Here is a 23381-nt window from a genome sequence, read left to right on the forward strand (position 1 = left end):
AAATATGAGTAGCATTATCACATTAAACAGCGTATCAGCAAACAAGTATCCAGCCATATTTATCTTTCCCCATGCTGGTGGTAGCCCACGTTTTTTTCATTTTTGGGCAAAACTTCTACCTGATTACCCCCTATTTGGCTTGACTTATCCAGGGAGAGACCATCTTTTACAAGCTCCAGCACCAGAATCTTTACGAACACTAGCGCATCAACTCGCCTTTGAAATTCATGCTCATGCTGCACTAAAAACCAGTGCCTGCGTATTGCTTGTTGGACATTCAATGGGTGCATGGCTTGCTTATGAAACCAGCATTTTGCTCAAAACCTGTTCGCAGCGCATCATTACTGTGGTTTCTGGGCAAAATCCACCCAGTCTTGTTCCACATAGCAAATTACATCAAGCCCCTGATGAGCAATTGATTGCAGACATCAATCGCCAAAATCCAGCGATGCATCATATTTGGGAAATCCCAGAGCTACGCACCTTATTTCTGCCTATTATTAGAATGGACTACCGTCTATTAGAAACCTATCAACCTAGCGGTAAAAAAGTACAAGAACTGGCGCTTATCTACGGCAAACAAGACCATGAAATTTGCCAAGAACAGCTTTGCCATTGGCAACAATTTACCGACTATACTCACCCAGATACCTGTATTGATGGAGGACACTTCTATCTTTCAGCGCCCAATACGCAATTACCCAATCTCCTCCACCGACTTGCCGAATCTCCCACTGCCAAACAGGAAATATCATGCTGAAATTAAAACATAATCCATTATGGCAGCTACTGTCTCCGATTAAATATCACATGACTCTTGCCGCTTTATTACAAATACTAGCGAGCCTAAGTTCCTTAATCCCCTACGCCGCTTTATTAAGCTTGAGTCAAGCCTTATTTAGTGGTGAAAAACAAGCCGCTTTAGAAGCACTTTTTTACTTTGTGATGGGTTTAGGATTACATTCAGGTCTAGGAGCAATTGCCCTATGGCTGACCCATATTGCCGACCACCGCTTACAAGCTCAACTTCGTGCCAAACTCATTAACAAACTGGCGAAACTACCACTTGCTTGGTTTAGCCATCATCCCTCAGGCAAAACCAGACAACTCATACAAGAAGACGTAGAATCCCTACATCAGCTTGTTGCCCATACCATTGTAGAAATCTTAGCAGCCACGATCACGCCGCTGATGGGCATTGGTTTTTGTTTTTATCTTGACTGGAAACTTGGTATTGCCGCCATCACACCTCTTCTGCTTTATCTTATGCTGTTTAGCCTCTGCGCACGTTATGATATGCGCGGCATCATGGAAGAAATAAACAGCCATTTACAAAAAGTCAGCACCACGATTACAGAATACGTCAATGGCATTGCTGTGCTAAAAATCTTTGCCAAAAGTGAAATGGGTTATAGCCGCTTTAACGAAGCCAGTAGTAATTTTTATCAGCGCTTCAGCACACTTGTGCAACCAGCCATGCGTGCGCAAGGTATTGCCTTATGTGCCTTATCTTCTCCCATTATCATTATCATCATGAGCACCACCGCTTTTCTCCCCAAGGCACCTACGCCCGAAAATATCCTTATTGCCACACTGATAGCTCTTTTTATACCTGGCACGCTTATGACACTTGCCCTTTCCTCGCAAGTTCGTGCAGCTGCTCAAGGAGCGGCACAACGCATTTATGATTTTTTACAGCAAGCAGAATTAAAAAATTCCAACAACGCTGTGCCACTCGCTACCATTCCACATCTACGCGTAAGCAACCTTTCTTTTAGCTATGACAACCATTGCATCTTGCACAACATCAATATCGATTTTCCACCAAAAACACATACAGCAATTGTAGGTGGCTCTGGCGCTGGCAAATCCACCCTTGCCACCCTACTCGTCCGTTTTCAAGATATTGAAGAAGGTAGCATTAGCCTTGATGAGCAAGAACTACACCATATACCGCTAAACCAACTTCAAAGCACTATCGGCATACTAGGGCAAAACGCACCGCTATTGCACGCTAGCATCGCCGACAACATCAAACTCGGTAAAAACGCTACACAAGAACAAATCATCGCTGCTGCCAAACAAGCTTGCATTCATAAGCGTATTATGCAATTAGAAAAAGGCTACGACAGCATGATTGGCACAGAAGCTAGATTATCTGGTGGCGAAATACAACGTATTCATCTTGCAAGGCTGATATTACACGCTCCACCCATCATCATCTTTGATGAAGCCACCGCTGCTACCGACCCACTCACTCAGCAAATGCTTAGCCAAGCCATTGAGGGATTAAGGCAGCAACACAGCATCATCAGCATCAGCCACCGTCTAGCCAGCATTGCTCATGCCGACCAAATTTTGGTGATGGACAAAGGCAGGATTGTCGAACAAGGCAAGCACAACGAACTACTTGCCAAAAAAGGACTTTACTATCAACTTTGGCATAGCCAACACAGTTCGGAGCCAGTATGATTCAAGCACTTTTCCGTCTTGCCGCATTTGGAGAACGCCAACAATTTCGCCAATTTCTTCTCCTTGCCATTGGCACAGGCATCGTACGAGGTATTGCAGTTACCCTACTTTTACCACTGATGCAAAACCTGCTACAGGGCTCATATCAAACATTTGTATACTGGTTACTGGCAATGATTGTCACTGCTGCCATCAGCGCCTATTTAGAAGCGGTGGCGACTATGCGTGGATTTGATGAAGCCATGAAGCTCATTTATCTCATGCACAAGCAATTAGGGCAACACCTCATCCGTCTGCCAATTGGCTGGTTCTCTCCAGAAAAAAGTGCTTTTGCTGCACATATTGCCGTACGTGGTACTTTGCTCGTCGCACAAAGTGCCATGGATATTTTGCTACCGCTTATCATCAATATCTGTGTACCACTAAGCGTAGCAACCATCATGCTTTTTGTGGATTGGCGCTTAGGGCTTATCTTAATCCTTTCTACACCGCTTATTTATGCGCTAACACATTATTCCACGCTGCGCCATGAACGCGCTGAAAAGAACATTCACCGCGCACATCAACAAAGCGGTGAAGCTATCTTGGAGTATATTCAATGCCAAACCCTACTGCGCAGTAGCCATTATCACAGCGGAGATTATCCACCACTCATTCAAGCCCTAAACACTCAGTATCAAGCCCAACACAGTGCTTTATTTACCTCTCTCTGGGGAATGATCAGCCAAAGCATCTTGGTACAAACCTTACTTGGCATCGTGGTCAGTGCCGCCCTGATCTTTTCCCTAGATGGAAGCTTAAATCCAGCCAAAACGCTTGCCCTGATTGGATTATGCGCACTCTTTAGCGGACCGCTCAAATTATTATCTGAATATGGCGCAGGACTGAAACGCGCCAAAGCAGTACTATTAGACATCGTCAATCTGTTAAATACGCCAACCCTAACAGAAGCTGAAAATCCTGAGCCAATGCCCAATAGCCACGAAATCACATTAAGCAATGTAAGCTTTGGCTATTATAGCCATGCGCCTGTCTTGCAAGAACTCAATCTACACATTCCCAGCGGCAAAATCACCGCACTTGTCGGCGCATCAGGCTGTGGCAAAAGCACCATCATTCAACTCATCGCACGATTTTGGGACATCGATAGTGGCAGCATCTGTATTGGCGGATGCGATATTCGCACTCTCAATCATCAGGAGTTAATGCAGCAATTTTCCCTAGTATTCCAACAAGTTTATCTCTTCGATGACAGCCTAGAAGCCAATATCCGATTAGGCAATCCTCATGCCAGTGAAGCCGATTTACACACAGCCATTAAGCTCTCTGGGGTTGATGAAATCATTGCCAGACTACCTGATGGTTTAAATAGCCGCGTTGGAGAAGGAGGAAATGCTTTATCAGGCGGTGAACGTCAGCGTGTATCCATTGCTCGCGCCCTACTCAAACGTGCGCCAATTGTCTTATTTGATGAAGCCACCGCTGCTCTTGATGGCAAAAGTGCACAGATTGTTAGCGCGGCAATAGAAGAATTGGCAAAAAATGCCACCGTTGTCGTAATCGCCCATCAACTCAACACCATTCTATCAGCACATCAAATTGCCTTTATTGCACAGGGCAAAGTCTGTGAATGCGGCGACCATCAAAGCTTAGTCGCGCAAAATGGTCGCTACGCCCAATTCTGGCAAGCACATTTATCTCCAAACACACAAACAACTCATCAAAAGGAAACGCCATGAACTCAGCCAAATCCTATATTCAACTTGGCATTTTTAGCGTCATTTATTTTTTCTTATACTTCTCTATCACCGCTTTTGCTGCCATTAGTCCAATTTTGATTGTGCCACTTGCCCCTATAGCGGTCATTATCGCTGCAATCCCCTTTATGCTGTTTATTCGCCGCATTCATCAATTTGGGCTAATCACACTCATGGCATTGCTACTTGCGCTCACCGCTGTATTGCTCGGTGATTATCCACTCACGCTACTAAGTGCCTTAATTGCTGGCGGCCTTGCTGACATCCTAGCCAGCCTTGCTCGCCGCCGCAAGCAAACCAAGCTCAATTACCTTGCCTATAGCCTCTTTGCTCTATGGCAAAGCGGCGCATTTTTGCCTTTTCTATTTTTGCACCAATCAATTATTAAAGACATTGAGCAACGTTTTGGATCAGAATATGCTAGTAATATTGCCGCTATCTTTCAGCCGCTTACCATCATTAGCCTGCTTTGTTTAGTTCTAATTGCTGGCTTTATTGGCTCAATCATTGCCAATAGGATGATTAACAAACATTTTGCACGAGCAGGCCATGCCTAAACACACTATCAATTCACCATTTGATGTACGCAGCAATTTATTCGCCCTCATCAGTATCAATCTTGCGGTACTATCTAATGACAATCCCACATTCCTCTTTGTGATTTTTGGGCAAATCATTATCTTATTCTTGCTCTGCCATGCTTGGAAAGAAGCGATGAATGTGAGCATCTGCGCCATCATCTTAGCCCTGCTATATCACTTGCTCAACTTTCTCCCTAGTGGTAACTGGCATAGCGGACTTTACACCAGCCTACGGCTTAGCGCCCCTTTTATCTGCGCCAGCTGTATGGGCTACTACTTCATCAAAGTCAGCCCAGCCAATCTACTACTCGCAGGCCTACACCGCTTACATTGCCCACGCGCCCTCACCACCGCTCTTGCGGTGATGCTTCGTCTCCTGCCAACACTCAGCGACAATGCTCGTGCCATTAGAGAAGCCATGCGCATACGCGGTCTCAACTTCAGGCAAGCCATCATTCAACCGATTAATATGTTAGAATATTTTATAATCCCGCTGATTAGTGCCACCATCGTTTCAGGCGAAGCGCTCACCGCCACCGCACTTAGTCGGGGACTAGGCAGCCCACATCAGCCAACAAGCATTTATCCTTTGAAATTCACATGGAAAGACTGGCTGCTTTGCCTAAATTGCTGCCTACTCGTCTTGCTAAATAGGAGATAAACCTATGCCATTGATAGAAATTGAAGACTTCAGTCTTAGCTATCAACATCAAACATGCCCTAGCCTATCTAACATCAATCTCAGCATTGAAAAAGGCGAAGCCATTCTCATCACAGGACATAGCGCCTGTGGCAAAAGCAGCCTACTACGAGCATTAAACGGTATCGTTCCCCATATTTATCCTGCCCAATTAAGCGGAAAGCTAAAAATTGCAGAACATATTCCTGCACAAACGCCAATCCATCAATTAGGGCGGCAAATCGGCATGATTTACCAAAATCCACGCATGCAATTTTTTTGTCGTAATGTACGCGAAGAACTAGCATTTGCACGGGAAAACGCAGGTGAAAATCCATCAGGAATCCTACATGATATTAACCATTACAGCCAAGCACTCAATATTCAAGACTTACTTGAGCGCAATCTTTGGACACTCTCTAGCGGAGAACGACAACGTGTTGCCATTGCAGCGGCACTCGTGGATAAAGCCCCAATCCTACTGTTTGACGAACCTAGCGCAAATTTAGACACAGAAAGCATCATACAACTGCGTAACTTGCTCCCAAGTCTGACACAACGTGGCATCACCATACTCATTGCCGAACACCGCTGTCATTTTTTCAAAGGAATTGTTCATCGTGTCATCACAATGAAACAAGGAAACATCATCAGCAATCAAAAGGCCGAAGATTATTGGCAAGAAACGCCAACTGAAGCCTTCTTAAGCCCCCTCCCCTCATCACCGCTTAAGCCCCAACTATCTTATCATGCGCCCAATCAAGCCCCATTTACTTGCGCAAGGGGCAGTATCACAGCAGTCATTGGCGCCAACGGCAGCGGAAAAACCACACTACTGCGCACACTCGCAGGGCTCAACAAAACCAACTACCCCATTATGCTCAATGGCAAAGCGATGAAAGCCAATCAGCTGATGCAACACAGCTTCCTTGTCATGCAAGACATACCGCGCCAACTCTTTGCTGCTAAGGTCTGCGAAGAAATCACACTTCCACAGCGCAAGCTCAATCAGCAAGACAAAGAACGCCTAGAACACTATCTCAAAGTTTTTTCCATTGCGCATCAAGCCCATCAACACCCACAAGCCCTATCTGCTGGCGAGCAGCAACGCGTTTTACTTGCTGCCGCGCTCTATGCGCAACGAAACATTTGCTTACTAGATGAACCCACCTCAGGTTTAGATGCCTATAGTACTGAACAACTCTGCCAAGAACTCAGAAAACTGACAGATAAAGGTAATATAGTCATTGTCGCCACCCACGATCCCAGTCTTATCGCTTATGCCAATCACATTTACCGCCTAAACAAACATCATCATGATTGAGGTATATTGGAGCAGACTAGCCCCGCTAGCACTATTAGAGCGTCATTGCCTAGTAAAAGAATGGCAAGAAGCACAATCTTATTACCGCTTAGAAGATAGACAGCGTTTTTTAACGGCACGATTACTCTGTCGAAAAACCGCCGCACCCCATGTCAATTGCTTAGCGCAACAATTATCTATACAAAAAAACAAACAAGGTGCTCCTTTTTTAATCTTAAATGCCTATCAGCATCAACCTTTATTGCCCAATATCAGTATCAGCCACAGCGGTGATTACGTTGCCATTGCACTTGCTTGGCATACTGCACTAGGAATTGATTTAGAATACGAAGCAAACTGCAATTTTGCCCAATTTGATGAAATTGCCCTACAATCCCATGAATATAACAAACTACAAACACATTCACGCGCACAATTTTGGACAGCAAAAGAAGCAGCAAGCAAAGTATGGGGAGCAGGATTACAGAGTACCCCTCTCTCTATCGAAGTATGCCCATTATCTCAACATCACTTCACCGCTTATGCGCAATCTTACCCAATCACCTTTGGGCAATGGCTCCAAACAAATACCACTACTTTTGCTTTAGCGCTGGTTACACTTGGAAAAAATCAAAACATCAGCACCCAAGAATGGGATTTTGTCTAATTCAGCAAACGATTTTTCGCCGCGATTTCTTCTTCATAACTGCGATAAGCCTTCATCACATAATCGCGATAGATGCACACATCAATCTGTTCAAAACTGCGTAATAAATACATAAATTGCTGCATAATCAACCCGCTGCGATAACTCACATACTGCTGCACTTCCAAGAAAATCAGATTATCTTCTTCATCTTCATAATGACGCAAAGCGCTGCACACATTGATAATCTCGCTATTGGCTTCATTCACCGCTTCAAGCAAACGTGCAAATAATTCCACCTGATACTCGCCTACTCTATCCACACAGCGGATATTGATACATTTTTTATCTTCTAACAGCTTAATGCTGGCGCGATATTCGGCAATCACCACATCAAAGCCGTTTTCGCTAATATTTGAGACTTCGTAATACGCCTCTTTTAAAGCATTTGCCAAATAACCCACGCTCATCTCTTCTTCGCGCACAATGAGTTGTGATTTTACTTCTTCAGTCATGATGTTCTCTCTTTAGAAATTTAGCCATTCTCAGTCATATAGTTTCTTCAGATTAAAATGAGACAATAAAAATTTTCAACATATTGAAAAATATTTAAATATGTTGTTTTAAGGCGTATCATTTTAATCTGAAGAGACTATATAATCTCTTAACTTCAAAATAATACTATTCCGAGTCTTTTTACTTACACAATGCGTAATCTTTAAGTGTCATTTTGAAGTTCAAGTATTATAAGATTAGCTCCAATTGGCAGCCATCTGCCTAATCGCTTAACAATCAAAAACAGGCGGACGCACCGCCTGTTTTAGCTAGTTATGCCAGCAAAAATTAATCGCGACGTGGAGGACGTGCTTCACGCGGCTGCGCCTCATTCACACGCAATTTCCGCCCACCCACTTCTTTATCATTCAGCTCAGCAATTGCTTTTTGAGCAGCAGCGGCATCGTCCATTTCTACGAAGCCGAAGCCTTTGGAACGGTTGCCGTGATCGCGGTCTTTAACAATGCTGGCGCGGGAGACTTCGCCGTATTGAGCAAACAATTCGCGCAGCTCATTTTCATCGGTGCGGTAAGACAGATTACCGACATAAATATTGGTCATTTCAGATCCTTTTTGTGCGTACAAACTCTACCAACCGAAACACTCACGCACGAAGCTCGACGGGATTTACCCAAATGCAGGCAAATTCTTTTAAACACTTTCACGCACCTGCCGCAAAAACAATTCTTCTAGACGGTTCGTTTTATTGCGCAAGGATAGCACAGTTATGCCTTGAGCGCTTAATTCTGCAAATATTTTATTCAAACCGCCGGAAATTCCACGCGGCACGATAATTTCTACACAACTATCATCAATTATCCGCAACGCCGCTTCGGATAATTGCGGCACATACGCCGGCGGCGCGGCAATATCCGCCACAAAGACTTCCTCGTCCAATTCTTTGAGCAAGTCTTTCATATTATTCTGATAAACGATTTCGCCGTGATTGATGATGCCCACATGGCGGCACAAATGCTCGGCTTCTTCCAGATAATGCGTGGTTAAAATAATCGTCGTGCCGGCGGCATTCATTTCCTGCAGAAACTGCCACATGCCATGACGGATTTCCAAATCCACACCGGCGGTCGGCTCGTCTAAAATCAATAATTTCGGCTCATGCGCCATAGCGCGGGCAATCATCAAGCGGCGCTTCATGCCGCCGGATAAGGCGCGCGCCTGCTCGTCTTTTTTGCTGTACAGCCCCAATTTGTCCAAATAAAAATGCGCGCGTTCAGTGGCTTGACGGTAAGGAAGATTATAAAAACCCGCTTGATTGCGCACGATATTGAGCGGGGTTTCAAAAACGTTGAAATTAAATTCCTGCGGCACCAAGCCGATACAGCGTTTGGCGGCTGAAAAATCCTCATCGATATCGATGCCGAAAATCTTAATGCTGCCCGAGCTTTTGCGCACCAAAGAGGTCAGCATGCCGATGGTAGTGGATTTGCCCGCCCCATTCGGCCCTAGCAGGGAATAGAAATCTCCTGCTTCTACGCGCAAATTCAATCCCTTAACCGCATGAAATCCGTTCGGATAGATTTTATGCAAATCGCGGATTTCAATCGCCGCCGTCATAAGGCTTTGACCGCCGCTTCCAAACGGTTCAAGGCTTCTTGTACCAATTCAAAAGAACAGCCGAAATTAAAGCGTACAAAACCCGGCGCGGCATAGTCTGCGCCGTCGGCAAAGCCGAGACCGTACTGCTCGAAATAGCGCTGCGGATTTTCCACCGGCAAAGCGCGGCAGTCGATAAATGCCAAATAGGTCGCCTCGAGCGGCGCCACAGACAGCGGCGGCAAGGCGGCGATACGGCGCTCAATCTCCTGCGCATTGCGTTGCAAATAGGCGATTTGCGCCTGCCGCCATGTCTCGCCCTCGCGATACGCCGCCTGCGCCATCACGCGACCTAAGACGTTCACATCGGCAAAACCCTGCGATACGCGCATAAAATCCGCCCGCAAATCGGCATCGGCAATCACGGCGTAAGAAGCACACATACCGGCAATATTGTAAGTTTTGCTGGGCGCCATCAGGGTAACGCTGCGCTTAAGCGCATCTTCGCTTAACATGGCGAAAGGACGATGGCGGCTGCCGTTTAAAATCAAATCGCAGTGGATTTCATCGGAACAGACAATCAAATCATGTGCTTGGGCAATGTGCGCATATTCCTGCAATTCTTCTTCGCGATAGACGCGGCTTAAGGGATTATGCGGATGGCACAGAATCAGCAAACCGCTGTCGGGGCGCGCCGCTGCTTCTGCCATGCCTGCAAAATCGATCGACCATTGACCGTTTTCCCAGCGGGCAGGCACGCAATGATGGCGAAATTCCGGCATCATTTTGCTTTGATTGAAGAAAGGCGGATAGGTCGGCGTGGCGGTAACTGCCGCCTGCTTGCCGCGCAATTGCGACAGTCCGCGGCAGAAATTCAAACCCGGCACGCAGCCCGGAATCGGCACCACCCATTCTGCCTCAATTTCCCAATCGTATTGGGCGGCGCAATGTTCGACAAGAGCCCCGATATAATCTTCTTCATTATAGGGATAGCCCAATACCGCATGCTGCAAACGCGCCTGTGCGGCGGCAAGAATCTTGTCATCGACCGCAAAATCGGTATCGGCAATCCAAAGCGGCAGAATGTCCGTGCCGGCGTACTTATGCCATTTTTTAGAATCGCTGCCGCATCTGTCCAGCGCTTTTATCATGATTTCCTCCCGAATAAACAATATACGCCCAGCGCAGCCAAAGCGACGACGGCTGCCAATTGTCCGCCCTGCGGCCGCGCCGTAATCCACAATGCCGCGCTGCCGAGCAGCAAAATTGCAGCGCTGAGCTGACGGCTCTGCGCCGCCTGTTTGCGTTCGCGTTCCGCCGCCTGATGCTCGTTCGACAATTGCTGCTGCATCAGGCGGTAGGTCAGCACCGGCATTTTAGGCAGAATATCCATATATTCATGCGCCTGCGTTCTTAAACGTTTCAATGCCGCCCGCGGTCCGATTTGTTTTTTCATCCAATCTTCCAGCACCGGCTTGGCAGTCGTCCACAAATCCAAATCGGGATAGAGTCGCCGCCCCAAACCCTCGACATTGAAGAAGGTTTTTTGCAGCAGCACCAATTGCGGCTGAATGTGCATATCGAAGCGGCGCGCGGTTTGGAACAGACTGAACAGGAAAGCGCCGAAAGAAATATCTTTAATCGGTTTGCCGAAAATCGGCTCGGAGACTTTGCGAATCGCCGCCTCGAAATCCGTTACCCGAGTATGTGCCGGCACCCAGCCCGATTCCACATGCAATTCCGCCACGCGGCGGTAATCGCGGTTGAAAAAGGCAAGGAAATTCTCCGCCAAATAATGCTGATCTTCAGGTGCTAATGATCCCATGATGCCGAAATCAATCGCGCAATATTTCGGATTTTCAGGGTCTTCGATATCGACAAAAATATTGCCGGGATGCATGTCGGCATGGAAAAAGCTGTCGCGGAAAACCTGCGTGAAAAAGATTTCCACGCCGCGTTCCGCCAAGGCTTTTTTATTAACTCCCGCCGCTTCCATCGCCGCCATATCCGAGATATTGAGATAGAACACCCGCTCCTGCACCATGACTTTCTGCCGGCAATAAGGCCAATACACCTGCGGCACATGCAAAATCGGCGAACCGGCAAAATTGGCTTTCACTTGGCTAACGCTTGCCGCCTCGTTCATCAAATCCAGCTCGTTCGCCATCGTGTTTTCAAATTCGCGTACCACCTGTAGCGGACGCAAACGCCGTGCTTCGCGGCTTTTCTCCGCCACGCGCGCCAAGGCGTACATCAAGCCGATGTCGTTTGCCACTTGTTTTTCCACATTCGGACGCAGCACTTTCACCACCACTTGCTCGCCGCTGTTCAGCACCGCACCGTGCACCTGCGCCACCGATGCCGAAGCCAAAGCCTCATCGTCGAATTGCGAGAACACCGCCGCAATCGGCTGCCCCAAGGCCTCTTCGACCATCGCTCTTGCCTCGCTGCCGGCAAAAGGCGGCACGCGGTCTTGCAGCAAATTCAGCTCGGCGGCAATATCGGCGGGGATTAAATCGGGGCGCGTGGATAAGGTCTGCCCCAATTTGACGAAAATCGGACCTAGTTCCTGCAAACTCAGGCGCAGCCGCGCGCCGCGACTCAAGCCCTCCTGATTGCGCCGATAATGGGCAGGGTGCAGATAAGCGCCGTAGCGCACCCAACGCAAGAGTCCCGATTTCGGCAAATACTCGTCCAAGCCGTAGAAAATCACGACATTGAAAATATCGTATAAACGTTTGATTGAGCGCAGCATCAGCGGGATTCCCATTGTGAAAGGCGCGTTTCCAAAGCACGCAGACGCGCCTGCAGACGCTCCAGCTCCGCTGTTTGCAGGGCAAATTCCGCTTGGCTGACAAAACCCGCCTCGCCCTGCACAAATTCCTGCAACCAAGATTCGGCTTTTTCTTTGGCGCGCTCGCCCTGACTGCGCAGCATCTGCAAAGCGCTTGCCGCCGCGCCGCCCAAGCCATCACCCAAACGCGCACGCAGCACCGCATCAAAATCCGGCGCAAGCTCCGCCATCACGCGCTGAAACTGCTGCGCGGCGTAAACATCGCCCTCGATATACAATTTATTCTGCTTATCCGCCGCCTTATCTGCGCCGCGGAAAAGCTGCAAGAAACCGCCTAAATTGCCGCGCAAACACACATCGACCTCCACCGCCGCTTCGCTTTCCTGCAATAAGGACAAACGCGCATCGTCAATGCCGAACAGCCATGTTTGCGGCATATTTTCCAGCTGCACGCTCACGCGCCGCCCATTGATGACCGCCAATTTTTCCGCCGCCTGCGGATCGAGATTCAAGGCGGCATTGATGGCATGCTCCAGCATCGAAGCCTGTAATAATTTCTCCAACATCGCCGCTCCTATGGCTTCACGCCGCGATGAATCGCCACCACGCCGTTACTCAGATTTTGATATTCGCAATCGACCAGCCCTGCGGTTTCAAACATCAATTGCAATTCCAATTGGGTCGGCATCATGCGGATAGACTCGGCAAGATATTGATAACTCTCGCTGTCTTTGGCAATCCATTTGCCCATCTGCGGTAAAAAGGTAAAGGAATACCAATCGTAAACCTTGCTGAACAGCGCCGATTTGGGATGCGAGAATTCCAGCACCAAGACCCGCCCGCCGGGTTTGAGCACGCGCGCCATTTCATTAAGCGCCTGCTGCTGATGGGTAACATTGCGCAGACCGAAAGCCATGGTAATCAAGTCAATAGAATTATCCACAAAGGGCAATTGCTCCGCATTGGCTAAGACGAATTCCATATTCTGCAACCAGCCCTTGCCGATTAAGCGTTCGCGCCCGCGCGCCAGCATCGCCGCATTGATGTCGGAAACAATCAGCCGCCCCTGAATATCCGCGCCTGCGCCCTCGCCGCACATGCGTTTTGCCAAGCGTTTGCTGATGTCGCCGGTGCCTGCTGCCAAATCTAATACCGTTTCGCCGGCTTTCGCATCACTTTGCCAGACAAACCAGTCCTTCCAAAAACGATGCACGCCGAAGCTCATCACATCGTTCATGATGTCGTATTTGCCCGCCACGGAATCGAAAACCGCGCCCACGCGTGCATTTTTTTCCGCTTCATCAATCTTTTGATAGCCAAAATGGGTTTCACTCATTATTTTGCTCCCGTGTTTTGCCCTCGAGCTCGAGAGCGTGTAAATATTCATGCCAATAGCGTTCCTGATGCGCGCACAAATCCTGCAAGACTTCCCAAGAAAAAATGCCGCTGTCGTGTCCGTCGCTAAAAACTAAGCGCACGGCATATTGTCCGACCGGATAAATGTCGCGAATCCGCACCTCGCGTTTGCCGCCGATAAAGGTCCAAGTGCCGCCGTGTCCGCGCACTTCCGCCGAGGGCGAGCACACGCGCAGATATTCCGCGCTTAAGGTATAGGATTTGTCGGCATAGCCAAGTGTCAAACTACTGCCGTCTTTCGCCAAACGCAATTCCTGCGGCACTTCCGCCGCTATCATGCGCCCAACTCCCGAATCACTTCATGATGCGATGCAATCACACGGCGCAAACGTGCCTGCATCTCCGGTGCAACCTTGCGTCCGTGCGCCAAAAGCAATACCTGCGCACCGGCCGCCAATGCCGCCTCCGCGCCCGTATCGGAATCTTCAATCACCAATAATTGCTCCGTCGCCACGCCCAATAAGGCGGCGGCTTTTTGATAAGGCTCCGGATGCGGCTTGGGGTCTTTGACGTCATCGCGCGTAATTACCACCGAGAAATATTGCAGCAAATCGGGGCGAGTATGATTCACATCGCGCAGCAGATTTTCCTGAAAATCGTTAGTTACCAAAGCCAGCGGATAGCCCTGCGCATGCAGGCTTTCAATCAAGCTCTCCACGCCGGGGATAAAGGGCAAATCCTCCGTTTCCAAGAGATGATAGACCAGCGACAGCCAATGTTCTTCGATAAAACTCTCCGTCCGCTCGCCGAAATATTCCCGCAATACGGCATAACTTTGGTCGGCGCTCACGCCGGTTAGGCGCGCATGAATATCCGCCGGCAATGCCACGCCGAATTCCGCCGCCGCCTGCTCCAAGCCGCGCGCATAAACGCGTTCGGAATCAAAAATCACGCCATCTTTATCAAAAGCCACTGCTTCAATCGCCATTCTTTGCTCCTAAAATATCCGGTTCAATCACTAATTCAATCTCAAAACCTTCGCGCACTGCCGCCTGCACCGTCTCGGCATACTGCAAAATCTCCGCACCGCTGCCGCCATGATTGACCAAGACCAAGGCATGTCGGGCGCTCATTTCAATGTTGCCAATTCGCCTGCCTTTAAAGCCGCATTGCTCAATCAGCCAAGCGGCGGGAATTTTCACCGCCTCGCCCGCCGCATAATGCGGTATGGCGCCGAAACACGCGCTCAAGGCAGCAAACCGCGCAGGACTAATCAGCGGATTATGGAAAAAACTGCCGACATTGGGCTGCCGCTCAGGCGAGGGCAGTTTACTGCGGCGCAAGGCACAGATATGGGCGAACATTTCGGGCAGTGTTTGCACCTCTTCGCTGATGCCGGTGTATTGCCGTTGCAATTCTCCACGCTTGTGCAGACGCAGATGCACTGCCGTAATCAAAAAACGCCCTTTCCAATCCTGCTTGAAGCGGCTGTTGCGGTAGCTCAAAGCACAATCTGCCGCCGCAATCCGCACAAATTGCTGCTGCAGGGCATCATAGGCTTCCACCGCTGCCAAGCAGTTGCGGATTTCCACCCCGTAAGCGCCGATATTCTGCACCGGCGCCGCACCCGCCATGCCGTAAATCAAGGCGAGATTTTCAATGCCGTAGTAACCTTGCCCGACCGCCCATTGCACCGCATCATGCCAGTTTGTGCCTGCCAAGACGCGCAGCAGTACGCTGTCTGCGCTTTCCTCGACTATCTCTATCCCTGCAAAACGCGGCTGCACAAGGCGCTGCGCAATTTCACCGACAATAATCGTATTGCTACCGCCGCCTAAAATATGGTCGCCTATCTGATAAATCGCCGCTTCTTCAGGGTTTTCCAGCTCAATCAAGGTTTTGGCAAAGGCAGGGGCAGCAAGAGTATGGCGGCTTTGCAAATCGACGGCGTGCAGGGTTTTCATTATTCGATGCCTAATTTTTTCAATTTATAACGCATGGCACGGAAGCTGATGCCGAGACTTTCCGCCGCCCGCGTCTTGTTATTTCCCGATTCTTCTAGGGCTTTGACGAGCAGCTGGCGTTCGAGGTCTTCCATATATTGCTCCAAATCATTGGGCATAAACATATCGTCATGGGTTTCGCCGACAAATTCTTTGCTCGAAGCTACGTTAGTCTCAGGATCCCAAAATGCCGGACTGACAAGGGTTTGATTGCCGCCCTCGGCAGATGAGGCGGTATTTTTTGCCGGCACTGCGCTTTCATTGCTTTGTGCAAAGCCGTCAAAACCGAAATCAAATTCGTTTTCCACCACCAGATGATTGGCGGGCGTATGCAAGGCGCTGGCAAGGCGAATATCGTCCGGCTCTATGGTGTCGCCGTTCATAAAGGTCAAAGCTCGCTCCAGCACGTTTTCCAGTTCGCGCACATTGCCGGGGAAATGATAGGCGCAGAGTTTTTCAAAGGCGGCAGGCGAAAAGCGTGCTTCGGGATAGCCGGCATTGCGCGCCATACGCGCCAGCAGAAAATGCGCCAATAAAGCGATGTCGCCTTGCCGTTCGCGCAAAGGCGGCAAATCGATGCCGATGACATTGAGGCGGTAATACAAGTCTTCGCGGAACTCGCCTTTCTTCACTTTTTCCGCCAAATTATGATGGGTGGCGGAGATAATGCGCGTATCGATGCTTTCTTCGCGGTCGCTGCCGATGGGGCGTACTGCCCGCTCCTGAATGGCACGCAACAATTTGACCTGCATCGCCAAAGGCAAATCCGCTACTTCATCCAAAAACAAAGTACCCCCGCTGGCCGCCACAAATAAACCGTTGGTGTCCTGATTCGCACCGGTAAATGCGCCTTTTTTGTAGCCGAAAAACTCGCTTTCCACCAGATTTTCAGGAATTGCGCCGCAGTTTACGGCGATAAAAGGCCCATCCTTGCGACTGCTTTGCTCGTGAATGGCACGCGCCGCCACTTCCTTACCGGTTCCCGATTCGCCGTGAATAAAGACGGTTGCCTGAGAATTCGCCACCCGCGCAATCATTTCCCGCACTTTTTCCATCTGCGGCGATTCGCCGATCAAATGCGTCTGCCGCCGTCCGCCGCCATTGGAAGCATCCGGCTCCGCTACCTTAGCCGCTGTTTTGGCGGCATTAGTTTTCGCAGCTGCCGAAGGTTTTGCCGCTTCCTGCGGCTTATGTTTTTTGCCCGCCTTCAGCGCCGCCGCGCAGACCAATCGCAATTGTTTGAGTTCAAAAGGCTTGTTGATAAAATCAAAGCCCCCCATTTTCAAGGCCTTAATCGCCATGTCCATATTGCCGTGCGCCGTCATAATGCAGACCGGTGTCTCGGGATAGTGTTTGTTGATATGCAGCAATAAATCCAAGCCGTCGCCGTCGGGCAGGCGCACATCGCAGAAAATCACATCATAAGCTTTCTCTTTGAGCTGCTTAATCGCGGTTTTCACGCTGTATGCGCTGTCGCAGACAATATCCTGCGCCGTCAGCGCCATCTCTACCAATTCGCAAATATCGCGTTCATCATCAATAATTAAGGCTTGAGAGCTCATTGTTCTTCTCCTCAGACATCCTCGTCTTCTATCAAATAACGTTCCATAATGATACGGAAACTCGCTCCCTGCGCTCTATGCACATAAATAATATGTGCTTGATTGGCAAGACACATTTCCCGTACCAAATACAAACCCAGCCCCGTTCCTTCGCGGTCAGAAGAGTAAAAAGGTTCAAAAATCCGTTCGCGCAAATTTTCTGGCACGCCGCGACCATTATCAATCACGTCCAAATAAATGCTGCGTCCGCCTTCGCCGAGATGGGTTTGCACGATAATTTCTATATCTTTGCGCCCGCCGTGTTTCATCGCATTGAGCATCAAATTATGCAATATCTGTCCCAAATGACCAGGATCGAAAAACACGCTGCATTCTTTGGTTTCTTCCGCGTCGAGGCTAATCGGCGTCAGCTCCAAATCGTTGTCATTGCGCGAATTGCTGATACTGTTGCGCAGAAAATCGTTTAAGGCCAAGAGCTGCGGAGAACTGGGGCGGTCGGTAAACATATCCAAAATATCGCTGATAATGGCATTAATACGGCGGCTGTTGGACTGTATTTTATGACATAAACTTTGCAGTTTCTCATCCTCTGGACGCCCTTCGGCAAGCAATTCGTTTGCGCTTTGAATCGAGCCTAGGGGATTGCGGATTTCATGGGCAATGCCGGCGGTTAAGCGTCCCAGCGATGCCAGTCTGGTTTCGCGTACGCGTTGATAGCTGGATTCCACATTTTCTAAAGAAATCATAATCAAAGGCGAATAGCCGGTAATCGGCAAAGGCGTGAAAGTGGCGGTGTAGTTTTCGCCGAACAAATTCAGGGGCTGCAAATCATTGTGCTTTAAATCCAGCCAACGCGCCAACTGCCGCGCCAATAGCGGGCTTAATTGCTTGAGCGTCAGGGGCATTGATTCCTCTCTTCTAATCCGAAAGCGCTCGCGCATGATGCGGTTCATCGCCACGATTTCATTGCGCACGTTCAGCACAATCAAGCCGCTGGGCATTTCGGCAATAATCGATTCGTTCAAGCTGCGGCTTTGTTCGTAAAAAGTGCGGTTGAGCTTTGCCATGATGCCGTTTTCGCGCGCATTATTCGCCAAATAGCCGACTAGGAACAAAATCAAACTCAGTACCGCACACACCACCAACATGCCGATCAATTCGCCGTCATGCCTGCTCCACAAATCAAAAGCGCTTTGCCCGATGGTTTTCGCATTGGCGCCGACAAAATTCAAACGTTCCATAGACCAGAGCAAATACACTAAAACCACTTCCCAAAACACAAAAAAGGCATAGCAGGCACATTCGAAAATATTTAATGTCAATAATGACAAAGCAAGGCTAACCAACATAAAAGGCGCCAGCCACTGCCAGTTTTCCTTCAAATCCAAAGACACCAAAAACAAGACGGCGAAAAAGATATCGACTAAGGCATTAACCAAAAATAAACCTTCGTCGCCCTTGCCACGCAAACTGTATAAAGTGATTAAGGATAATAAGACGATATAGACGCAGCCAAAAAGCAAAATCGTGTTCTGCTCTACAAATTCGCTGCACCAAATAAACTGCATCTTGCCTGAAAGCAGTAAAGGCGCAAATATCACGCACAAGAGCGCAAAGACCAAGCGCATCATATTGGCAACATGCATAATACGGCGGCGATAACGCAGGCTCTCGCATTCCACCAAAGACCCCGTTAAGACGGGATTATTCGGCGTAATCACCACATTACGTTCACGCACCAAACGCTCTACCATGTTTTGAATTCTCCATAATTTAACTGAACCGCCGTTATTGCCGCCACCGCCGCCGTATCTGCGCGCAAAATTCTATTGCCGAGCAGCTGCGTCTGCCAACCCTTGCCGCGCGCCAATGCCACTTCCTCGGCAGTAAAACCGCCTTCGGGACCAATCATCAGCGCCACCGAGTCTATCTGCTGGGGCAATTGTAATGCCGCCTCATCATGCGGGCTAAGCATAATATTAAGAGCGCAAGGAGCGCTCAGTGTGTCGTCAAGCGGCTGCGGTGCGCTTAAGACAGGCCATTCCGCGCGTCCGCATTGTAAAGCCGCCGCCGTCAAAATCCCCTGCCAGTGCTGCTGTTTTTTCAGCCAGCGTTCGGCGGATAATTCGCGTTCGCTGCGCGCCGTCATCAGCGGCACAATCGCCGTCGCGCCCAATTCCACCGCCTTTTGCAAGACCCAATCCTGCTGCTCACCCTTAATCAAAGCCATATACAGATGCAGGGGCAAAGTCGGCGTGCAGGAATTATCCGCAATCGCGACAATCTCCGCCGCCACCGCTTTTTTATCGCATTGAGCGATAACGCCCTGATAATTGCGTCCATCGCCGCAGACCAGCTCCACCGCATCGCCGACGCGCATCCGCAGTACCTTGCCGACCTTATGCGCCGCCGCTTCCTCAAGCCAATTCAGCCCGAGCGGCGGCGGCTGCGAATGAAACAGGCGCACTAAACGCATAAGACCGTCCTAGAAATTGTCATTAATGTTTCATCATGATTAAATGCAATCCGTCATTTTAACGTATTTACGAGGAATTATCTTATGCCTATGAAAATCGTGAGCTGGAACGTCAATTCCCTCAACGTGCGGCAAGCCCAAGTGCTGGACTATCTCGAAAGCCATCCCCCTGCCGTGCTGGGCTTGCAGGAACTCAAACAAACCGACGAAGCGGTCAAACGCGAAGCCTTCATTCAAGCCGGCTGGCATATCGTTACACAGGGACAAAAAACCTATAACGGCGTTGCCCTCATCAGCAAAAGCGCGCCGGAAAATGTCGTGCGCGGCATACCGAATAACGAAGACGACCCGCAAGCGCGCGCCATTGCCGCCAGCTACGGCGATCTGCGGGTGCTGAATCTCTATGTGCCGAACGGCAAAGCCGTCGGCGATGAAAAATATCACTACAAACTCGGCTGGCTGGAAAAACTGCAAGCCTATGTCGCCCGATTGCTGCAAGAGTATCCGAAACTCATCGTCATCGGCGATTTCAACATCGCCCCTGCCGATATTGACGTACACGACCCCAAGGCATGGCAGGACAAAATCCTCTGCTCCGCGCCCGAACGCCAAGCCTTGCAAGCCCTCTTCGATTTGGGACTGACAGACGCCTTTCGCGCCCGACACCCTGAAAGGCAGCAATTCAGCTGGTGGGATTACCGCATGGGCGGACTGCGGCGCAATCTGGGACTGCGCATCGACCTGACCTTAATCAGTCCCGCGCTGCAACTCATCGACGCCAATATCGACATGGCGCCGCGCGAACAAGAACGCCCCTCCGACCACGCACCTGCTTGGGTGGAAATCCAATAAATATAGTCTCTTCAGATTAAAGTGTATCATTTTAATCTGAAGAAGCTATAAAACGGACTTATTCCGTGCCCTGCTGCGCCCGCAATACCGCTAACAAGTCCTGCATATCGGATGGAAGTTCGCATTCAAATTCCAGCCATTCTTCCGTCGCAGGGTGCAGCAAAGCCAATTTTTGCGCATGCAGGGCTTGACGCGGAAAACGCATCACCGCTTCGCGCGCCGCTTCCGCCGTTTGCTTGCTCGGAATCAGCCGCCCGCCGTAAAGCGTATCGCCCACTAAAGGAAAACGGTTTTCCGATAAATGCACGCGGATTTGATGCGTGCGCCCCGTTTCTAATTTCACTCGCAGCAGCGTGAAATCGCCTAAGCGTTCTTCAATGCGGTAATGCGTAATCGCCTCACGTCCGTCGCTGCGTACCGCCATTTTCAGGCGGTCGCTCGCATGGCGTCCGATCGGCTGATCAATCGTCGCACCGGCGGTAACATAGCGATGCACCAAAGCGAGATATTCCCGCCCCATTTCGCGCTCTTGCAGCTGCCGCACCAAATGCGTGTGGGCGCGCAGAGAATGCGCCACCACCATCAAACCGCTGGTATCCTTATCCAAGCGATGCACAATGCCGGCGCGCGGCAATTGGACGGTAGCGGGAAAATGATGCAGCACGGCATTGAGCAAAGTGCCGTCGGCATTGCCCGCCGCCGGATGCACGACCATGCCCGCCGCCTTATTGATGACGATAATATCCTCATCGGCAAATACGACTTCAAGCGGCAAATCCTGCGGCAAATCCTGCGTCTGCTGCTCTTCCTCGATACCGCCGCTAATCACATCGCCCGCAAATAAAACCTGCTTGGGCTTGGCAGGGCGTTGATTGACCAAAATACTGTGCGCCTTCAAAGCCGCCTGCCAACGCGCGCGAGAATATTCGGGAAAGGCGGCGGCAAGGATTTGGTCGGCGCGCAAACCGTTTTCATCGGCGCCGACCGTATGAGAAATCTCGCGTAATACGCTGGGGCTGTGTTTATCCATAATTTAACGTTTATAATAGGGCTTTTCATTGTAACGGAGTTTCTACATGCGAGTGCGCCATTTTATTCTGCTCAGCACCGCTTCAGCTATTCTCTTTGGCTGCAGTTCACTCAAACAAGACCACACCACCGGCTGGAGCGCCAACCAGCTCTACGAAGCCGCCAAAGCAGAACGCGAAAGCGGTTCCTACACCGCCGCCGTAGATTACTACGACAAACTGCTGGCGCGCTTTCCCTACGGCTCTTTAGCACAGCAAAGCATTCTCGACATCGCCTACGTGCATTACAAAAACTCGGAGCCGGACAAAGCCATCGAAAAACTCAACGAATTTTTGCACACCTATCCGCAGCACCCTTATGCGGACTATGCCCTCTTCTTGCGCGGCGTCGTGGAATACGAACGCAACGTCTCCTTCTTCGACCGCCTGATGCCGACCAACCTCTCGCAAACCGACCCTGAAGCGCTGAAAACCGCCTTCAACACCTTTGCCGAAGTCGCCGACAAATACCCGCAAAGCGAATACGCCGAAGACGCGCGCGCGCGCATGATCTTCATCCACAACCTCTTGGGCGAACACACGCTGGAAGTCGCCAATTACTACCTGCGCCGCGGCACCTATATCGCCGCCATTAACCGCTACAAACAAGTATTGGAAGAATACGAACAAAGCCAAAGCGCGCCCTACGCCCTTGCCGCCATGAGCCGCGCCTATCGCGAAATGGGCGAAACCGCCCTCGCGCAAGATGCCGAAGCCGTGCTGCGCCTGAACTTTGCCAACAAACTGCAAGATAAAGAAATCCGGCACTACCTCAACGGCGACATACACAAACAGCCCTCTTTCTGGCAACGCGTCAACGCCAAGCCGAAAATTTAAACCGCCATTTTATTTTTCTTCCCAATGGCTTGGATTTATTTAATTAGCGCCGGCATCGCCGAAATCGGCTGGCCTCTGGGCTTAAAACTCGCTCAACAAGATGGCAAACGCCTACTCGGCACCGCCATCGCCGCCGCTTTTCTCGGCATCAGCGGTTTTCTGCTTTATTTGGCGCAAAAAAGCATTCCCATGGGCACCGCTTACGCCGTTTGGACAGGCATCGGCGCAGTAGGTGCGTTTTTAATCGGCATCGTTTTTTTCAAAGACAACAGCCATTGGGGACGCTGGCTCGGCGCCTGCCTGATTATCGGCGGTGTCATTATGATGAAATTGGCGGGCTAAATGCATTGGGCATTTCTGCTTGCCGCCGGATTATTGGAAATCGGTTGGCCTTTAGGCTTGAAACTGGCGCAAAACGACGGCTATTTGCTGCTAGGCTTATTAATAGCCGCAGGCTTTATGGCCGCCAGCGGCTACCTGCTCTTTCTTGCGCAGAAAAAAATTCCCATGGGTACCGCCTATGCCGTTTGGACAGGCATCGGCGCAGTGGGCGCGTTTTTAATCGGCATCGTCTTTTTTAACGATGCCGCCTCATTCGGACGTTGGCTCGGCGCTGCGATGATTGTCAGCGGCGTCATCGTGATGAAACTGTCTGCGCCCAAAGCATAAATAATAACAGCTATTTTTAGCCTGCTTATGGCATATAGTCGAAGAATTGAAAAAGTATTACGGTGTTGGCTCGCCTTATACTAACCTGAGTTCGGGATAAGCCCCCTCTATTTAGCAGCCGCCAAAGCATTCTTCCCAAACATCTGCGGCTTATACGCAAACAAGCAATATGCCGTTAATCCAGAAATCAGATTCAACAAAAATCCCTTCTCTGAACG

The 23381-nt window shown here is 49.8% G+C and carries 25 protein-coding genes and 1 pseudogene; 11 read left to right on the top strand and 15 right to left on the bottom strand.

Annotated features, from left to right (window positions below):
* Nucleotides 1-4 precede the first annotated feature (4 nt).
* Genes ACJHVI_RS04455 through ACJHVI_RS04485 form a run of 7 tightly spaced genes read left to right on the top strand, consistent with a single transcriptional unit; the run spans nt 5 to nt 7459 of the window.
* Nucleotides 5-760: a thioesterase II family protein gene (locus tag ACJHVI_RS04455; protein WP_483183431.1), complete on the top strand. Its 756-nt coding sequence runs from the start codon at nt 5-7 to the stop codon at nt 758-760.
* The gene (locus ACJHVI_RS04460) at nt 754-2472 is read left to right on the top strand and encodes an ABC transporter ATP-binding protein (protein WP_483183433.1); all 1719 of its coding nucleotides are present in this window, start codon (nt 754-756) and stop codon (nt 2470-2472) included. Before ACJHVI_RS04455 ends, ACJHVI_RS04460 begins: the two co-directional genes overlap by 7 nt.
* On the top strand, nt 2469-4211 hold the full coding sequence (locus ACJHVI_RS04465; RefSeq protein ID WP_483183434.1) for an ABC transporter ATP-binding protein: 1743 nt from the start codon (nt 2469-2471) through the stop codon (nt 4209-4211). The genes ACJHVI_RS04460 and ACJHVI_RS04465 overlap by 4 nt, the downstream gene beginning before the upstream one ends.
* Nucleotides 4208-4786, top strand: a complete 579-nt coding sequence (locus tag ACJHVI_RS04470; protein WP_483183435.1) for an MptD family putative ECF transporter S component — start codon at nt 4208-4210, stop codon at nt 4784-4786. Before ACJHVI_RS04465 ends, ACJHVI_RS04470 begins: the two co-directional genes overlap by 4 nt.
* Nucleotides 4779-5471 carry an energy-coupling factor transporter transmembrane component T gene (locus tag ACJHVI_RS04475; protein ID WP_483183436.1) on the top strand — a complete coding sequence of 231 codons (693 nt, stop codon included), beginning with the start codon at nt 4779-4781 and terminating at the stop codon, nt 5469-5471. Before ACJHVI_RS04470 ends, ACJHVI_RS04475 begins: the two co-directional genes overlap by 8 nt.
* A 4-nt stretch (nt 5472-5475) precedes the next feature.
* Complete coding sequence (locus ACJHVI_RS04480) at nt 5476-6813, top strand: ABC transporter ATP-binding protein (protein ID WP_483183437.1); 1338 nt, start codon at nt 5476-5478, stop codon at nt 6811-6813.
* Nucleotides 6806-7459, top strand: a complete 654-nt coding sequence (locus tag ACJHVI_RS04485; protein WP_483183439.1) for a 4'-phosphopantetheinyl transferase family protein — start codon at nt 6806-6808, stop codon at nt 7457-7459. Before ACJHVI_RS04480 ends, ACJHVI_RS04485 begins: the two co-directional genes overlap by 8 nt.
* On the opposite strand, the gene ACJHVI_RS04490 is transcribed toward ACJHVI_RS04485, so the two are convergent.
* The 13 genes from ACJHVI_RS04490 to ACJHVI_RS04550 form a co-directional block, all read right to left on the bottom strand.
* Nucleotides 7456-7953 carry a hypothetical protein gene (locus tag ACJHVI_RS04490; protein WP_483183440.1) on the bottom strand — a complete coding sequence of 166 codons (498 nt, stop codon included), beginning with the start codon at nt 7951-7953 and terminating at the stop codon, nt 7456-7458. The two genes, ACJHVI_RS04485 and ACJHVI_RS04490, sit on opposite strands and share 4 nt — an antisense overlap.
* 328 nt (nt 7954-8281) lie before the next feature.
* Nucleotides 8282-8554, bottom strand: a complete 273-nt coding sequence (locus ACJHVI_RS04495) for an RNA recognition motif domain-containing protein (RefSeq protein ID WP_483183442.1) — start codon at nt 8552-8554, stop codon at nt 8282-8284.
* Nucleotides 8555-8644: 90 nt separating this feature from the next.
* Nucleotides 8645-9568: an ABC transporter ATP-binding protein gene (locus ACJHVI_RS04500; RefSeq protein ID WP_483183443.1), complete on the bottom strand. Its 924-nt coding sequence runs from the start codon at nt 9566-9568 to the stop codon at nt 8645-8647.
* On the bottom strand, nt 9565-10698 hold the full coding sequence (locus tag ACJHVI_RS04505) for a MalY/PatB family protein (RefSeq protein ID WP_483183444.1): 1134 nt from the start codon (nt 10696-10698) through the stop codon (nt 9565-9567). The genes ACJHVI_RS04500 and ACJHVI_RS04505 overlap by 4 nt, the downstream gene beginning before the upstream one ends.
* A complete protein-coding gene (ubiB, locus tag ACJHVI_RS04510; RefSeq protein WP_483183457.1) occupies nt 10695-12305 on the bottom strand; it encodes a ubiquinone biosynthesis regulatory protein kinase UbiB in 1611 nt (536 codons plus the stop codon). Before ubiB ends, ACJHVI_RS04505 begins: the two co-directional genes overlap by 4 nt.
* Nucleotides 12302-12907 (bottom strand): ubiquinone biosynthesis accessory factor UbiJ, encoded by a 606-nt coding sequence (locus ACJHVI_RS04515; protein WP_483183445.1) that lies wholly within the window; start codon nt 12905-12907, stop codon nt 12302-12304. Before ACJHVI_RS04515 ends, ubiB begins: the two co-directional genes overlap by 4 nt.
* 8 nt (nt 12908-12915) lie before the next feature.
* The gene (ubiE, locus tag ACJHVI_RS04520) at nt 12916-13677 is read right to left on the bottom strand and encodes a bifunctional demethylmenaquinone methyltransferase/2-methoxy-6-polyprenyl-1,4-benzoquinol methylase UbiE (RefSeq protein ID WP_483183446.1); all 762 of its coding nucleotides are present in this window, start codon (nt 13675-13677) and stop codon (nt 12916-12918) included.
* Nucleotides 13670-14035, bottom strand: a complete 366-nt coding sequence (locus ACJHVI_RS04525; protein ID WP_483183447.1) for a gamma-butyrobetaine hydroxylase family protein — start codon at nt 14033-14035, stop codon at nt 13670-13672. The genes ubiE and ACJHVI_RS04525 overlap by 8 nt, the downstream gene beginning before the upstream one ends.
* Nucleotides 14032-14685: an HAD family hydrolase gene (locus ACJHVI_RS04530; RefSeq protein WP_483183448.1), complete on the bottom strand. Its 654-nt coding sequence runs from the start codon at nt 14683-14685 to the stop codon at nt 14032-14034. The genes ACJHVI_RS04525 and ACJHVI_RS04530 overlap by 4 nt, the downstream gene beginning before the upstream one ends.
* The gene (murB, locus tag ACJHVI_RS04535) at nt 14675-15661 is read right to left on the bottom strand and encodes a UDP-N-acetylmuramate dehydrogenase (protein WP_483183449.1); all 987 of its coding nucleotides are present in this window, start codon (nt 15659-15661) and stop codon (nt 14675-14677) included. Before murB ends, ACJHVI_RS04530 begins: the two co-directional genes overlap by 11 nt.
* Entirely contained in the window at nt 15661-17262 is a 1602-nt protein-coding gene (locus ACJHVI_RS04540; protein WP_483183450.1) for a sigma-54-dependent transcriptional regulator, read from the bottom strand. Before ACJHVI_RS04540 ends, murB begins: the two co-directional genes overlap by 1 nt.
* Nucleotides 17263-17273: 11 nt before the next feature.
* Complete coding sequence (locus ACJHVI_RS04545) at nt 17274-19016, bottom strand: sensor histidine kinase (protein WP_483183451.1); 1743 nt, start codon at nt 19014-19016, stop codon at nt 17274-17276.
* Nucleotides 19010-19738, bottom strand: coding sequence for a 16S rRNA (uracil(1498)-N(3))-methyltransferase (locus tag ACJHVI_RS04550; protein ID WP_483183452.1), 729 nt, complete (start codon nt 19736-19738; stop codon nt 19010-19012). The genes ACJHVI_RS04545 and ACJHVI_RS04550 overlap by 7 nt, the downstream gene beginning before the upstream one ends.
* A 90-nt stretch (nt 19739-19828) precedes the next feature.
* Between ACJHVI_RS04550 and xth the strand changes: the two genes are divergently transcribed.
* Nucleotides 19829-20590 carry an exodeoxyribonuclease III gene (xth, locus tag ACJHVI_RS04555; RefSeq protein WP_483183458.1) on the top strand — a complete coding sequence of 254 codons (762 nt, stop codon included), beginning with the start codon at nt 19829-19831 and terminating at the stop codon, nt 20588-20590.
* A 58-nt stretch (nt 20591-20648) separates the two neighbouring features.
* On the opposite strand, the gene rluD is transcribed toward xth, so the two are convergent.
* Nucleotides 20649-21620 carry a 23S rRNA pseudouridine(1911/1915/1917) synthase RluD gene (gene rluD / locus ACJHVI_RS04560; RefSeq protein ID WP_483183453.1) on the bottom strand — a complete coding sequence of 324 codons (972 nt, stop codon included), beginning with the start codon at nt 21618-21620 and terminating at the stop codon, nt 20649-20651.
* A gap of 46 nt (nt 21621-21666) precedes the next feature.
* On the opposite strand from rluD, the gene ACJHVI_RS04565 reads away from it, so the two are divergent.
* Genes ACJHVI_RS04565 through ACJHVI_RS04575 form a run of 3 tightly spaced genes read left to right on the top strand, consistent with a single transcriptional unit; the run spans nt 21667 to nt 23163 of the window.
* Entirely contained in the window at nt 21667-22494 is an 828-nt protein-coding gene (locus ACJHVI_RS04565; protein WP_483183454.1) for an outer membrane protein assembly factor BamD, read from the top strand.
* A 24-nt stretch (nt 22495-22518) separates the two neighbouring features.
* Nucleotides 22519-22836 (top strand): DMT family transporter, encoded by a 318-nt coding sequence (locus ACJHVI_RS04570; RefSeq protein ID WP_483183455.1) that lies wholly within the window; start codon nt 22519-22521, stop codon nt 22834-22836.
* Entirely contained in the window at nt 22837-23163 is a 327-nt protein-coding gene (locus ACJHVI_RS04575) for a DMT family transporter (protein ID WP_483183456.1), read from the top strand.
* A gap of 107 nt (nt 23164-23270) precedes the next feature.
* Here ACJHVI_RS04575 and ACJHVI_RS04580 read toward each other — a convergent pair.
* A pseudogene (locus ACJHVI_RS04580) lies at nt 23271-23381 on the bottom strand (IS982 family transposase); the annotation flags it as partial.

Source organism: Suttonella sp. (genome assembly GCF_056855035.1).